The sequence below is a fragment of the Streptomyces prunicolor genome, from assembly GCF_045162825.1.
In the GTDB taxonomy this organism is placed as follows: Bacteria; Actinomycetota; Actinomycetes; order Streptomycetales; family Streptomycetaceae; genus Streptomyces; species Streptomyces prunicolor.
Window position 1 is genome coordinate 1581109 of record NZ_CP108676.1, and the last position, 14633, is coordinate 1595741.

The 14633-nt window shown below is 72.0% G+C and carries 10 protein-coding genes and 1 pseudogene; 8 read left to right on the forward strand and 3 right to left on the reverse strand.

Going from position 1 to position 14633, the window contains the following annotated elements:
- The first annotated feature begins 30 nt into the window (after positions 1 to 30).
- From OG588_RS07155 to OG588_RS07165, 3 genes are all read left to right on the forward strand, one after another.
- Positions 31 to 1185 (forward strand): sensor histidine kinase, encoded by a 1155-nt coding sequence (locus OG588_RS07155; RefSeq protein WP_405946547.1) that lies wholly within the window; start codon positions 31 to 33, stop codon positions 1183 to 1185.
- Between the two features lie 14 nt (positions 1186 to 1199).
- Complete coding sequence (locus OG588_RS07160; RefSeq protein ID WP_405946548.1) at positions 1200 to 1862, forward strand: response regulator; 663 nt, start codon at positions 1200 to 1202, stop codon at positions 1860 to 1862.
- A gap of 99 nt (positions 1863 to 1961) precedes the next feature.
- Complete coding sequence (locus OG588_RS07165; protein ID WP_019059496.1) at positions 1962 to 3116, forward strand: ROK family transcriptional regulator; 1155 nt, start codon at positions 1962 to 1964, stop codon at positions 3114 to 3116.
- Positions 3117 to 3339: 223 nt separating this feature from the next.
- Here OG588_RS07165 and OG588_RS07170 read toward each other — a convergent pair whose 3' ends face one another.
- Positions 3340 to 4101: a GntR family transcriptional regulator gene (locus OG588_RS07170; RefSeq protein ID WP_405946549.1), complete on the reverse strand. Its 762-nt coding sequence runs from the start codon at positions 4099 to 4101 to the stop codon at positions 3340 to 3342.
- A 239-nt stretch (positions 4102 to 4340) separates the two neighbouring features.
- Positions 4341 to 5225: an RNA polymerase sigma-70 factor gene (locus tag OG588_RS07175; protein WP_405946550.1), complete on the reverse strand. Its 885-nt coding sequence runs from the start codon at positions 5223 to 5225 to the stop codon at positions 4341 to 4343.
- 159 nt (positions 5226 to 5384) lie between these two features.
- Between OG588_RS07175 and OG588_RS07180 the strand changes: the two genes are divergently transcribed.
- On the forward strand, positions 5385 to 6215 hold the full coding sequence (locus tag OG588_RS07180; protein ID WP_405946551.1) for an alpha/beta fold hydrolase: 831 nt from the start codon (positions 5385 to 5387) through the stop codon (positions 6213 to 6215).
- Between the two features lie 45 nt (positions 6216 to 6260).
- Here the strand turns inward: OG588_RS07180 and OG588_RS07185 are convergent.
- A pseudogene (locus tag OG588_RS07185) lies at positions 6261 to 7163 on the reverse strand (DMT family transporter); the annotation flags it as partial.
- Here OG588_RS07185 and OG588_RS07190 point away from each other — a divergent pair.
- From OG588_RS07190 to OG588_RS07205, 4 genes are all read left to right on the forward strand, one after another.
- Complete coding sequence (locus OG588_RS07190) at positions 7154 to 8638, forward strand: PLP-dependent aminotransferase family protein (protein ID WP_405946552.1); 1485 nt, start codon at positions 7154 to 7156, stop codon at positions 8636 to 8638. The pseudogene OG588_RS07185 and the gene OG588_RS07190 overlap by 10 nt on opposite strands.
- A gap of 135 nt (positions 8639 to 8773) precedes the next feature.
- Positions 8774 to 10357, forward strand: a complete 1584-nt coding sequence (locus OG588_RS07195) for an alkaline phosphatase D family protein (protein ID WP_405946553.1) — start codon at positions 8774 to 8776, stop codon at positions 10355 to 10357.
- Positions 10358 to 10498: 141 nt separating this feature from the next.
- Complete coding sequence (locus OG588_RS07200) at positions 10499 to 11926, forward strand: SWIM zinc finger family protein (RefSeq protein WP_405946554.1); 1428 nt, start codon at positions 10499 to 10501, stop codon at positions 11924 to 11926.
- Positions 11923 to 14586 (forward strand): DUF6493 family protein, encoded by a 2664-nt coding sequence (locus OG588_RS07205; protein WP_405946555.1) that lies wholly within the window; start codon positions 11923 to 11925, stop codon positions 14584 to 14586. Before OG588_RS07200 ends, OG588_RS07205 begins: the two co-directional genes overlap by 4 nt.
- The last annotated feature ends 47 nt before the right edge of the window (positions 14587 to 14633 follow it).

Genomic DNA, 14633 nt, shown 5'->3' on the forward strand with positions numbered 1-14633 from the left:
ATTGTCGGTGCCGACTGTCACGATGTCGGAATGGCCCGCTTCCTGCGCCCGCTGCTCCGGGGGACGACGTATACGCGTCTGCTGCACCTCTGGGTGCCGATGTTGATCGTCAGCGTGTGGCTCTTCGTCAGCCCGGAGACGCCTTACGCACCCGCGCTCGCGTTGATCCCCGTCGCTCTGATCCCAGCGGTGCGGATGGGCGAGGGCGTGCAGGCGCGGCTGCTGCTGACGCCTGGCGACCGGGACTCGGGGATCTCCGAGGCGCCGTCGGCGACCTGGCGGGACCGGGGCCGCACCTTGTTGTGGCTGGAGGCGCGGATGGCGCTGGGGTGGGTGGTGGCGCCCGCGACCGTCTGGGGACCACTCCTGTCCGTCGCCCTCGTCGGGCTGGCGATGGGACATGTGCCGGACGACGTCCCGGTGCTCAGCAGTGCTCAGCCGCACTGGGGATACGCCCTCCTGGCACCGCTTCCCCTCATCGCGTTCTACGGCCTGGTGGTCGGCCTCGGCGAGTTGGCCACGCTGCTGGCCCGGAAGTTGCTCGGCCCCTCCCGCGCGGAGCAGCTCGCCGCTCTGGAAGAACGCACCGAGCAACTGCTGGAACGCAACCGCATCGCACGGGAGTTGCACGACTCCATCGGGCACGCTCTGACGGTGGCCGTCGTGCAGGCGGGCGCCGCCCGTGCGGCGGGCGACCCGGAGTTCACCGAGCGGGCGCTGGGTGCCATCGAGGAGACCGGTCGGGCGGCACTGGAGGATCTGGAGCGGGTGTTGGGCGTGCTGCGGGAGGCGGAGCGGCCGGTGAGCGGCCGGCCGACGCTGGTGGACGCCGACCGGCTGTTGGAGTCGGCGCGGGCCTCCGGGGCGAAGGTCGACGCGGAGGTGACCGGGCCGTTGGAGACGGTGTCGGGGCCGGTCTCCCGGGAGGGGTACCGGATTCTGCAGGAGGCGCTGACCAATGTGCTGCGGCACGCGGGGTCCGTCCCCGTGCGGGTCCGTATCCGGGTCGCCGACGACACCCTCGATCTGGAGGTCCGAAATCCACTGACGGCGGCGATACCGGGCCCGGGTCAGGGCAGTGGGCTGCGGGGCATACGCGAGCGTGCCGCGCTGCTCGGCGGGCGGGCGCACACGGGGCCGGACGAGGGTGACTGGCAGGTGCACGCGGAGCTGCCGCTGGGCTGATCTACGCTGACCGAATGCCGGTCACCGTTCTCCTGGTCGATGACGAACCCCTCGTACGCGCGGGTCTGCGGGCCGTGTTGGAGGCGCAGCCGGACATCGAGGTGGTCGGTGAGGCCGCCGACGGGGCGGCGGTGATCCCGCTGGTACGGAAGCTGCGGCCGGACGTGGTCGCCATGGACGTGCGGATGCCCCTCCTGGACGGCATCGAGGCCACGCGCGCGGTGCTGCGCACGGTCGACGACCCGCCGAAGATCCTGGTCATCACGACCTTCGAGAACGACGAGTACGTGTACGAGGCGCTGCGCGCCGGTGCCGCCGGGTTCCTGCTGAAGCGGGCCCGGCCGGCCGAGATCGTGCACGCGGTGCGGCTGGTGGCAGAGGGCGATTCGCTGCTTTTCCCGGCCTCCGTACGGCAGTTGGCCGCCGAGTACGGCGACGACGGCGGGAACCGGGCGGCGCGCGCGGTGATGGAGCGGGCCCAGCTGACCGAGCGTGAGGCCGAGGTGCTGCGGCTGATGGCGCGGGGTCTGTCGAACGCGGAGATCGCCGCCCGGCTGGTCGTCGGGACCGAGACGGTGAAGTCCCATGTGAGCGCCGTACTGGCGAAGCTGGGGGCGCGGGACCGTACGCAGGCGGTGATCGCGGCGTACGAGTCGGGGTTCGTGGCGCTGGGGTGATTCCGTGGGGCGGACGGGTCGGGGGCGCCCGGCACTCGCCGGGGTCCGCCGCGCCGAGTACGATCCGCCCAACACGCGCACGAGCTGGGAGGACAGACCTTGGCGGGGCTGACCGGCGGGGACCCCTCGCTGCTGCGGAGGATCAACTCCGCAGTGGTGTTGCACGCGTTGCGTGCCACGGACTGCGCCACGCTGACGGAGATCACCCGGGTGACCGGTCTGTCCCGGCCGACCGTCGAGGGCGTCGTCGAGGGACTGATGGACGCCGGGCTGGTCGTCGAGAAGGCGGCCGACGAGAGCGTTGTACGGCGGCAGGGGCGGCCCGCGCGACGGTTCAGGTTCCGGGCCGAGGCCGGGCATCTGCTGGGCCTGGAGATCGGCGCACATCGCGTCGCCGTGCTTCTCGCCGACCTGGACGGGCGGGTGCTCGGCGCGATCGCCAAGGACGTCGACGAGACGGCTTCGGCGGACGAGCGCCTGGAGCGGCTGCGGACGGCGGTCGCCGAGTTGCTGCGCCGGGCCGGGGTCGCCCGCGGTTCGCTGCGGGCGGTGGGCGTCGCCACGCCGGGCATCGTCGAGGCGGACGGCACCGTACGGTTGGGCACGGCGTTGCCCCAGTGGACGGGGCTGCACCTGGGCGAGCGGTTGAGCCGTTCCTTCAAGTGCCCTGTTCTCGTCGAGAACGATGCCAACGCGGCGGCGGTCGCCGAGCACTGGAAGGGTGCGGCCACCGAGTCCGACGACATGGTGATGGTGCTGGCCGGGTTGAGTCCGGGTGCGGGTTCGTTGATCGGAGGGCGGCTGCATCGGGGGTATCGGGGGGCTGCCGGTGAGATCGGCGCGCTGCATCTGCTGGGGCGGGATGTGACTCCGGAGACGTTGCTCTCCACCACGGACGAGCCGCTGCATCCGTTGGACGAGCAGGCGGTTGCGCAGGTATTCGCGCTGGCGCGGGACGGTGACCAGCGGGCGATGGCGGCTGTCGATCGGTTCATCCAGCGCCTTGTGCACGATGTCGCCGCGTTGGTGCTGGCGCTCGATCCTGAGTTGGTCGTCGTGGGTGGGTGGGCTGCCGGGTTGGACGGTGTACTGGAGCCGTTGCGGCGGGAGTTGGCTCGGTATTGCCTGCGGCCGCCAAAGGTTGCCCTGTCGTTGCTCGGCGAGGCTGCTGCGGCAACTGGGGCGTTGCGGTTGGCTCTTGACCATGTCGAGGAGCAGCTGTTCGCGGTGGAGGGCACGGTGACGCGGCGCTAGCTCGGCCGGGGTGGTCGTGTGCCGAGTGCGGGTTCGTAGTGGCCGGGCCTCCATGGTTGTCTTTCGACTGCGGCGCCGTTGGGGCTGAGCGCGCAGTTCCCCGCGCCCCTCAGGGGCGCTGCCGTGCCCGGCATCGAGAACACTCCCTGCACGCCCAGCACGTAGAACGCGTAGCGCCCCGGGTGGAGTTCCCGGGGCGCGACGCGTTCAGCCGTAACTGCGTTCAGGAGGCCTGGCGTTCTGGGCCGTGGTGGATTTCTACGTTGCCGGAGTCGGCGAAGGTCAGGCGGCAGGTGTCCGCGCGGTAGGTCGCGACGGAGACCGCCGCGGTGCGGCCCTCGGCGAAGAAGCGGGTCGTGACGACGAGGACCGGCGCCCCGGGGAGGCGGTCCAGTTCCTTGGCGTCGTCCGCGCGGGCCGAGCCGAGTTCTACGGCGCGGTCCTGGCCCTCCAGTTCGAGGCGCTGCAACTCGCGCAGGACGGCACGCGCGCGTGCCGTCGCGGACGGAGCGTCTATGGCGGAGAGGTCGGGCACCGACGACTCCGGGATGTAGAGAAGTTCGGCGGCGACCGGCTGGCCGTGGCTCACCCGGGAGCGCCGCACAGTGTGGACCAGTTCCTCGGAACCGGTCTCCAGGACGTCCGCGACGGCGGCCGGCGGGGCCGCCAGGACACAGTCGACGGACTGCCAGGCGTCCTCCCCGGCGCCCGGCCAGGCGTGCTGCTCGGTGCCGACGGCGACCCCCACGCGCGGCGGCGCGACGGTCGTACCGACTCCGCGGCGGCGCTGTAGCCGGCCTTCCAGTTCGAGTTGTTCCAGAGCCTGCCGGAGCGTGGCCCGGGCGACGCCGAAGCGGGCCGCCAGGTCTCGCTCGTTGGGCAGGATCTCGCCCACGGAGAACTCGGAGTCCAGTGCCTCACTCAGCACGGTCTTGAGATGCCAGTACTTCGGTTCCGGCACCGATTCCAACTGCGTGGTCCCCACCCTGTCCTCCGCAATCGCCGTGTTCCGGCGGCGTTTTAGCGCCCTTGTTTATTAAAGGTTGTTTCACTTATCTGCGACCATAGGACGGCCCCCACCCTTGGTCAAGACCAATCCTCCATGTCATATGCAACCCACAGTGGCTGTGCCGCAGAGCGTTCACAGGGCGTTCGTACTGGGTGTTCTTCGTGACGTAACAGCAAAGCCCCCGTCGCGAAACGGGGGCTGTGTGCGGGCAGCGGCTAAGCGGAAGCCAGTGATCGAAGCTTGTCGGGGTTGCGGACGATGTAGACGGACCGGATGCGTCCGGCGGATACGTCCACCTGGAAGACACTGTCGGGCATGTCACCCGAAAGGATCAGTACCGCGGGTCCGCCGTTGAGCTCCAGGAAGCGGAACGACATCTCCGGGATCCCCTTCCCGGCGACGGCGACCAGGAAGCGGCCCACATTGTCGGCGGTCTCCAGGATCCGCAGCGGCGCCTTGGACTTGCCGCCGCTGTCGCCGATCAGACGGACGTCCGGGGCGAGCATCTCCATGAGGCCCGCCAGGTCGCCCTCGGCCGCCGCGGCGAGGAACCGCTCGGTGAGTTCGCGGCGCTGGGCGGGGTCGACCTCGTAGCGCGGGCGCCCTTCGTCGACGTGTTTGCGGGCCCGTCCGGCGAGTTGGCGCACGGCCGGCTCGCTCCGGTCCAGCATGGCCGCGATGTCGGCGTGCGGGTAACCGAACGCCTCCCTGAGGACGAACACGGCGCGCTCCACCGGGGACAGCGACTCCAGGACGACGAGTACCGCGAGGGAGACGGAGTCGGCGAGGACGGCGCGCTCCACGGTGTCGGGGACGGTGTCCCCGAAGTCGGTGACGTAGGGCTCGGGCAGCCAAGGGCCTACGTAGGCCTCGCCACGCGCCTTGACCTGGCGGAGTCGGTCGATCGCGAGGCGGGTGGTGATGCGTACCAGGTAGGCGCGCGGTTCGCGGACCTCGGCATGGTCGGCGGCGGACCAGCGCAGCCAGGCCTCCTGGACCACGTCCTCGGCGTCGGCCACCCGCCCGAGCATGCGGTAGGCGACCCCCATGAGGACGGGGCGGTGCTCTTCGAAGACATCGGTCGGGGTGTCGGTGGTCACCACCTCATCCCACGCGTTGGGAGCCGCGCTGTCCAGCAGAAACCCGTAGGCCCTCAAGGTCCCCGACACTTGGGGCTACCGGTCAGTAGCAGTTGCTGACAAGCTGTCTACACGGCCTGTACGGCGTCTGCCAGCGTGTCCCAGACGAGGAGCATCCCCATGTCCGCCACCGTCTCCTTCCCGGTGCCCACTCCGCAGGGCCCGAAGACCGTGACCGTGTCCTACGCGCGCGTGGGTCGCGGTGAGCCGCTGCTCCTGCTGCACGGCATAGGCCACCACCGGCAGGCCTGGGACCCGGTGGTGGACATCCTCGCGACCGAGCGCGATGTGATCGCCGTGGATCTGCCCGGGTTCGGCGCCTCCCCCGCGCTCCCGGATGGGCTGGCGTACGACCTGACCACGACGGCCGCGGTGTTCAGGGCCTTCTGCGAGACGCTGGAGCTCGACCGTCCGCACGCGGCGGGCAACTCGCTCGGCGGTCTGATGGCTCTGGAGCTCGGCCGCGAGAAGGTCGTACGGTCCGTCACCGCCCTCTCCCCCGCCGGATTCTGGTCCCAGGCCGAGCGCCGCTACGCCTTCGCCGTGCTGCTCACCATGCGGCGGATCGCTCGCGGCATGCCGCTCCCGCTGGTCGAGAAACTGGCGCGCACGGTGGTCGGCCGTACCGCGCTCACCAGCACCATCTACGCCCGCCCGGGCCGCCGTTCACCCGAAGCCGTGGTCGCCGAGACGCTCGCGCTGGTCAACGCCCCCGGGTTCGACGACACGCTCCGGGCCGGTACGAGCGTCCTGTTCACCGACGACATCCCCGGCATCCCGGTCACCGTGGCCTGGGGCACCCAGGACCGGCTGCTGCTGCGCCGCCAGGGCGTCCGCGCCAAGCAGATGATCCCCCGCTCCCGGCTGGTGCGGCTGCCCGGCTGCGGGCACTGTCCGATGAACGACGACCCGGCCCTGGTCGCGCGCGTCATCCTCGACGGCAGCCGCTGACCTGCGCGGCAGCAGCCCCAACGCGCCCGATCCCAGGGCGACTCCGGCACCCACGAGGGCGCTGCCGGCGGCCTGGGCGGCCCCGTAGGAGCCCGTTCCGACGAGCGGCGCGGTAGCGGCGGCGGCGACCGGGATGAGGCCGGAGAAGAGCGTGGCGCGCTCCGCGCCGATCCGCTGCACGCCCATGTACCAGCACACGAAGCCGACGACCGTGACGACCGCCGCCTGCCACAGCAGGGCGGCGGCCTCGGTGCCGTCGGGGCGCCGCAGCCAGGCGGTTCCGTCGAGGACCAGCCCGGCCGTCGCCGCCTCGACCGCGGCGAGACCGCACACGGTGGCCGACAGCAATCGCGGTCCCAGGGGCCGCAGTACGGGGACCGCGAGCACCGCGAAGCCCACCTCGCCCGCGAGTGCGCACCCGGAGAACGCGATTCCGGCGCCGTCCGTACGGCCCCACCCCTGGACCGTGAACGCGCCGACGGCGACGAGTGACGCCCCGTAGAGCACGATCCGTCGTGGACGGCGTCCCTCCAGGAGAGGGACGAGGATCGCGACCGCTACGGGAGCGCAGCCCACGAAGACGCCGGGGACGGCCGGTTCAGCGCTGCGTTCGGCGGCGATGACGGCCAGGTTGAAGCCGACCATGCCGACGGCCGCGAGGAGCGCGAGACGGGCCCATTGGCGTGGCGTGAGCCCCCGTAGGCGGGCCGTCGCGACCTTGCCGGCGAACGGGAGGAGGAGCAGGCAGGCGAGGCCGTAGCGCAGGAACTGGCCGCCCGCGTACGGGTAGTGGCCCAGGACGCTGTTCGCGGTGAAGGACGCGCCGACGAGGACGCAGGCGAAGGCGGCGAGCGGGGCGCCGCGGGCGGTGCCGGCCGTGGTGGCGTTCATGGCAGCGACGCTAGGGAGACCGACGGTCCGGTTTAAGGTCCACTTCCATGACGTCATCGCGGACCAATCCGGAAGGGCCGGCCAGTCCGGAAGGGCCCGTCGATCCGGAGGGGCCGACCGATCCGGAGGGCCTGACGGGTTCCGCCGCCTGGGAGTTGCTGCTGCCCGCGGCCTCCGCACCGGCACGCGCGCGTGGCCGCTCGCTTCAGGCCGCGCTGCGCGAGGCGGTGCGTTCGGGGCGACTCGCGCCGGACACCCGGCTGCCGTCGAGCCGCGACCTGGCGACCGACCTCGGGGTGTCGCGGGGGCTGGTCACGGAGGCGTACGAGCAGCTGACGGCGGAGGGTTATCTGCGCAGCGGCCGGGGTGCGGGCACCTGGGTGGGTGGTGCCGTACGGGCGGCGCGGCCACGCGCGCGTGACCTCGCGCCGCGCTCCCCCGGCGCCCGGGCCGACTTCGTGCCCGGCACGCCGGATCTGTCACTGTTCCCGCGCGCGGCCTGGGCCGCGGCGCAGCGCGGTGTGCTGGCGGAGATGCCGCACGACGTGCTCGGTTATCCCGATCCGCGCGGGCTGCCGCGCTTGCGTACGGCTCTCGCGGAACTCCTCGCACGGCGCCGGGGTGTGGTCGCCGACCCGGAGCGGCTGATCGTGGTCTCCGGAGTGGCGCAGGCTACGACGCTGCTCGGATTCGTGCTCCACGCGCGCGGGACACGCACCGTCGGCGTCGAGGACCCGGGCAGTCCCCAGCACGGCGCCCTGTACGCCTCGGCGGGCGTCGGCACCCTACCGCTGCCCCTGGACGAGGAGGGTCTCGCGGTCGGGCCACTACGGGCGTCGGGTGTACGGGCCGTAGTGACCACACCCGCCCATCAGTTCCCCACCGGCATCGCCTACTCCGCGCAGCGACGGGCCCAACTCCTGGACTGGGCACGGTCGGTGGACGGTCTGGTCGTCGAGGACGACTACGACGGCGACTTCCGCTACGACCGGGCCCCCGTGGGCGCGCTCCAGGGCCTCGACCCGGAGCATGTCGCCTACGCGGGCTCGGTCAGCAAGTCCCTCGCCCCGGGGCTGCGGCTCGGCTGGCTGCTGGTCCCCGAGTCCCTCGCCGACGAGGTCGTCGAGCGCAAGCGGACCATGGACCTCGGCCACCCGACCCTCGACCAGGCGCTGTTCGCCCGCTTCCTCGAACGCGGCGACTACGACCGCCAGTTGCGCCGCTGCCAGCGCGCCTACCGGCAGCGCCGCGACGCCCTCGTCACCGCCCTGGAGGAGCATTTCCCGGGAGCCCAGGTGACCGGGATCGCGGCGGGACTGCACGTCATCGCCGAACTGCCGTTGAAGTACGGCCCGCAGGAGCACTTCCTGGAACGCGCGGCCTCCGCCGGTGTCGCGGTGCGCCCGCTCACCGCGTACGCCCACGAGCGCGTGGACGACGCGGTCGTACGGCTGGTCCTGGGGTACGCGCAACTGTCTCCCGGACGGATTCGTGCGGGCATACGTCTGATGGCCGGCGCCATACGCCCGTAGGGAGTCTCTGGTGTCGCACGCGGGCCCCATGTCACCGCGTTCCGTTGTTCACCTGTGGTTTCCGTGCGCGCTGTGGCGCACCAGTAGTTGTGGCAGTGCACCCTGACCGCATCCCGTCCGTGGAGGCGCAACCCCATGTCACCTCGTCCGTTCCCCGCCCGCCGTAGCGTTCTGCGCGGCACCCTGGCCGCGTCGGCGGCCCTGACCGTGCCCGTCACCCTCGGTGCGGCGCCCGCTCTCGCGCTGTCCGGACGGCCCAAGGCGGGGTGGGGCGTGCAGGCGGGGGACGTGACCTCCGACTCCGGGCTCGTGTGGGTGCGTTCGGACCGCCCGGCCCGGATGATCGTGGAGACCTCGGCCACCGAGTCGTTCCGCAATCCGCACCGGTGGCACGGCCCGCTGCTCGGCGCGGGCACGGACTTCACCGGTACCACGCGGCTGCGCGGGCTGCCCTCGGGGGAGCAGATCCACTACCGGGTCCTGCTCGCCGACCCCGACGACCCACGCCGTACCGGCGAGCCGGTCGCCGGTACGTTCCGTACGGTGCCGACCGGGCGGCGCGGTGTGCGCTTCCTGTGGTCCGGCGACCTGGCGGGGCAGGGCTGGGGCATCAACCCGGACCTCGGCGGCTACCGGATCTACGACGCCATGGGGAAGCTCGACCCGGACTTCTTCCTGTGCAGCGGCGACAACATCTACGCCGACGGTCCGATCACGGCGACCCAGGCCCTGCCCGACGGCAGCCTCTACCGGAACGTCACCACGGAGGAGAAGGCCAAGGTCGCCGAGACCCTGGCCGAGTTCCGCGGGAACTTCCGCTACAACCTGCTCGACGAGAACCTCAAACGCTTCAACGCCCAGGTCCCGTCGATCATCCAGTGGGACGACCACGAGGTACGCAACAACTGGTACCCGGGCGAGGTGATCGCCGCCTCCGACACCCGCTACACGGAGAAGAACGTCGATGTCATGGCGGTGCGCGCCCGGCGTGCGTTCAGTGAGTACTTCCCGATCTCGACGCTGCGGCCGGGCGCGAAGGAGGGCCGGGTCCAGCGTGTGATGCGGCACGGTCCGCTGCTCGACGTGTTCGTCCTGGACATGCGGACCTACCGCAACGCCAACTCGCCCGACAAGCAGACCGTGGACCCGCAGGGCATCCTCGGCCGCGAGCAACTGGATTGGCTCAAGCGGGAGTTGACCCGCTCGCGTGCGGTGTGGAAGGTGATCGCCGCCGACATGCCGCTCGGTCTGGTCGTGCCGGACGCCACCGAGGGCAAGGCGAACATCGAGGCGGTCGCGCAGGGCGACCCGCGTGCGCCGCTCGGGCGCGAGCTGCAGATCGCCGAGCTGCTGCGGTACATCAAGCACCGGCGGATCACCGGCACCGTGTGGCTGACGGCCGACGTGCACCACACCTCCGCGCAGCACTACCAGCCCTCGCGGGCCGCGTTCACCGACTTCGAGCCGTTCTGGGAGTTCGTCTCCGGTCCGCTGAACGCGGGTGCCTTCCCGGCCAGTGCCCTCGACAACACCTTCGGTCCCGAGCGGGTGTTCGTGAAGGCGCCGACCGCGCAGAACGTGTCGCCGGCCGAGGGCTACCAGTTCTTCGGCGAGGTCGACATCGACGGCCACAGCGGGGAGTTGACGGTGCGTCTGCGGGAACAGGACGGCACCGTGCTGTTCACCAAGACCCTTCAGCCGGGACGGGTCGGCCAGTAACTCCACTACCCTCATACATGGGCCGCGCACCGGCGTCATCCCCCGGTGCGCGGCGTTCGTCGCGGTGCCCCAACACCCGCCCACTGACCGCGTTTTCGCAGGTCAGGGCCGATTGTCAGTGGTGGCCTCTACGGTTTTTCCATGACGCGATCTTTGCAGGCCGTGACCTATCGCCGACCCTCCGTGCTGGAGTCGTCGGCGGGTGAGCGGCGCCTCGGCCTTGAGACCTCACAGGGTGCGACTCCTTCGGGTGTCACCGACCATCCGCGCTTCTTCGCGGGCTTCCTGACCTCTCCTCAGGTGGCCGCGGCGGCGCTGCTGGCGGTGGCCGACGTGGCGGCCACGCGGTACTACCAGCGCCAACTGCCCGCCTCGCTCGACCCGGTGGTGACGGCGGGTGGCGACCGGCTGCGCTTCGAGTCCTTCTCGGGCTGCGGCGGGGTGTACGCGCGGCTGGACGTCCTCGGCCCCGGACTCGACGGCGACGAGGTGGGACACGGCACGACGAACGTCGACGTCAACAACCCGCTGCGTGAGGCCCTGTCCCGGATCGGCACGGACGATCCGCTCCATCTCCGGGTCGGGCCCGAGGAGTTGGCCGTGACCACGCTGGACGGCCCGGTGCTGGAGAAGAAGGTGCCGCTCCCGGATCGATGGCTGCGCGGCTTCGCGGAGGCCCAGGTCATAGCGGCCGGCTTCGACCTGCGGGCCGAACTGCCCGCGGCGGAGGCGGTCCGGTTCCTGCGCTCCCTCCCGAAGAGCGGAGCGCGCGGCACCACGAGCGGCCCTCGCTGGGTCGTACCGGCGGGCCGCGGCCTGCGCCCGACCACCCGCCCCGTACCGGGCGCGGTGTGCCTCCCGGGCCCGGAGCGCCTGATCGCACTCCAGCGGGTCCTGCGCCACGCGACGGCCCTGCGGATCTACGGCCCCTCCGTCATCGGCGCCGGTGCCACGGCCAGTGCTTGGGAGGCCGTACTGCCGGGCATGCGGCTCACGCTCACGCTGTCGCCGGACGCGTCGCGCGGATTCTCCGGCGAGGGCGGCGTCCTGGACGCGCTCACCGCCGACGAGGCGGGCGAGGACGCGGAGTTGATCTCCGTGCTGCTGGCCTGGGAGCCTCGTATCGACGTCGCCGACATGGCCGCGTCCTCGGGACTCACCCCGGAGCGGGTCCGCGCCGCGCTGACCAGGCTCGGCACTTCGGGGCGCGTCGGCTACGACACGGCGGAGGCGGCCTACTTCCACCGTGAACTCCCCTACGACGCGCAGCGCGTGGAGCGTCACAATCCGCGGCTGCGCTCGGCCCGCGCGCTGGTGGCCGCGGGGGCGGTGACCCTGGAGGGCGCGATCGGCACGGTGACCGCCGAGGACGGCCATGTGCACCGGGTGCGGGACGAGGCGGGGGTGCTGAGTTGCAGCTGCGTGTGGTGGGCGAAGTACCGGGGCGGACGCGGGCCGTGCAAGCACGCGCTGGCGGTGCGGATGGTGCGGCGGGGCGTCGCGGCGGAACAGGACACACAGCAGAACACGAAGCAGGACATGGTGCGGGTCGACGGGGGTGTGCGATGAGTTCGCTGATGGAAGCGGTGCGGGCGGGCCGGACGGCCGAGGCGGTGGGGCTGCTGGACGGGTTGACGGACGCCGAACGGCGGGTGTTTCTCCCGGAGTTGAAGGAACTCCGCAAGGAGCTGCGCAAGGCGCCGTGGGACGAGGCGTCCCGTCGCGCCTATCCGGCTCTGCACGCGGCCGGGGCCGCCTGTGAGACGGGGGCGGCAGCCGTGGCTACCTGGATCGCCGCCACCGACATGCGCTGGTCGCAGTCGTCCCCGGCGCTGCTGATCCACATCCTGGGCGACCGCGACACCGCCTGGCTCGCCGACGTGACGCACCGCCTCGCCGGACGCCCGGCCTCCACCGACGTGCCGTATGAGCTGATGGCCGGTCTGGTACGACTCTCCGGCTGTCCGGTGCCGACGACGGACGCCTATGTGCGGGGCTGGGTGGAGCACATCAGCCACCTGCGGCAGCTCGGAAACACCCTGCTCGACCGCCTGCGCACGGATCCGCATCTCGCGGAGCTGGTGGACGCGGTCTTCGAGACGGAGGACATCGGCAGCCCGCTGGAGTGGGCCTCGACCGATGGGCCGAACAGCTGGGTCGACGCGCTCGCCCAGCTCACCACCGAAGGCGTCCTGGACCGCAAGCGCACGGTGGACGCGTGCGTGGCCCGGCTGCTGCGGGGCGGTACGACCCTCGACAACCGGGTGTTCCTGCGCGTGTTGAAGGCCCTCGCCCTGACCCGCGAGGAGGAGCGGGAGCGGATCGCCGACTGGCTGGCGCTGGCGTCGGACGCGGTACCCACTGTGGCCTCGCATGCCCAGTCGGTGCTCGGTTCCCTGGCTCTGGACGGGGAGGTGACGCCGCGTCGGCTGGCGGAGATGTCGGACGCCGTACTGTTCCGGCCCGAGAAGAAGCTCGTCCGGGCTCAACTCGTGCTGTTGGGGAAGGTGTTGGCGCGGGACGCGTCGGCCGCCGACGAGGTACTGCCCGCCCTCGCCCAGGCTTTCGGGCACGAGGACGCGGACGTACAGGAGCGGGCGCTGAAGCTGGTCGAGCGGCACCTCAAGAAGGTCCGGTCCCCCGAGGTGCGAGCTGAACTCGCCGTAGCGGCGGACCAGTTGATCCCCACCTTGCGCGCTCGCGCGGTCGAGACGCTGGGTGCGGCGCCGGTGGCGGCGGCATCCACGGTGTACGAGGAGGCGCTCCCGCCGGCACCGGAGGCGGCGCGCCTCGCACCGGCGCCCGAGTCGGCGGTCGAACTCGCCGAGGAACTGGGGGTGTTGCTGGCGACCGAGGGGGACGTGGCGACGTTCGAGCGTGCGCTGGACGGACTCGTCCGCCATGCGTACCGGGACCGGGACGCCCTGCTGGAGGCGTTGGGGCCGGTGGTCGCGCGCCGCTGGTGGGACAGTGCCGAGCCCGGGCACGGCCGGCGTGCGGACGACCACTTCAGCAGGTCGCACCACAGCTTCGGCAGCGCGTCGTACGGGTTCGACCTCCTGCTGGCCACCCTCCTGGACAAGGTCCGCACCGTCACACTCCACGAAGGGGTGCAGCACGGCCATCGGGGCCGGGAGTGCGGGCACAGCGCGCTGACGCGGGCCTTCGACGCCCGGGTGTGGGAGGTGGCGTACCGGCTCCGTGCGGAGCCGCTGCCGTTCCTGTTGTCGACGCCGAGTTGGAGCACGGGGCTGCTGGAGCCGGGGGAGTTGGTGGACCGGCTGGACGCGTACCGGCGCCTGGGCGCGCGGGTCTCGGAGGCCGACTTCGCGCAGGCGCTGCTGCGGGTGCGCCGCGAGGACCGGGCGGCGGCAGCCGCTGCCGCCGAGCGGGCGGAGGCGCTCGCCACGGCGGAGGGCACCCGGCTCGCGCGCTGGCTGACCTCCGAGAGCCCTACTCTGCCCCTGAGCAGGCGGCGGACGGCCGGGGCGCGCGTCGTGGTGGAGTTGGGTGAACTCCTTGATCTGCAGGAGGACTTCCCGGCGGAGTTCCGCGCACTGGGCAAGCCGGTGACCGCCTACGGCGACCGCTGGTACTGCTACCACTGGACCCAGGACGTGCAGCGGCACTGGCTCGCGATACTTCCCGAGCGTCGCGAACTGGTGGCGGCACGGCTGGTGCGGGACGTGTCCACCGCCGCGCTGGACGACACCCGCGGCGCGGCCGCCGTACTCCCCCTGCTGGCCGAGTCCGAAGGGTTGGCGGGTCAGGCCACGCACCTGTGTCTGGCGTACGGACTCGGCGCGCGGCATCCCCAGGACCGGCTCGCCGCCGTAGACGCGTTGCTGGTGCTCGCGGCGCGGGGACAGTTGGACGCGGCTCGGCTGGGTGCGGATCTCGGGGAGCTGGTGCGGAGCGGGGCCGTGAAGCCGTCGCGGCTCGCCGAGTCGGTGCGGACAGGGGCAGCGACCGGGGCGAACGCGACCATCTGGGGGATCCTCCGGCACACCCTCACCGCACTGCTCGCCGACCTGGACGGCGACGCCAAGCCCGCCCACGCGCGGGCACTCGGAGACCTCCTCACCGTGGCCGCCGAGTGCGCGGAGCGGTCGGGGGCGCGGGGTGAACTGCCGCATCTGGCGCAGACGGCGGCCCGGGGCGGCTCGTCCCGGCTGGTCACTCAGGCACGTCGGCTGCGCAGTGCGCTGGTGGAGGGGTTGGCCGCATGACGTAGGGCGACAGGGCTGACCTCCGGTGCACCGCACTCACCAAAAGA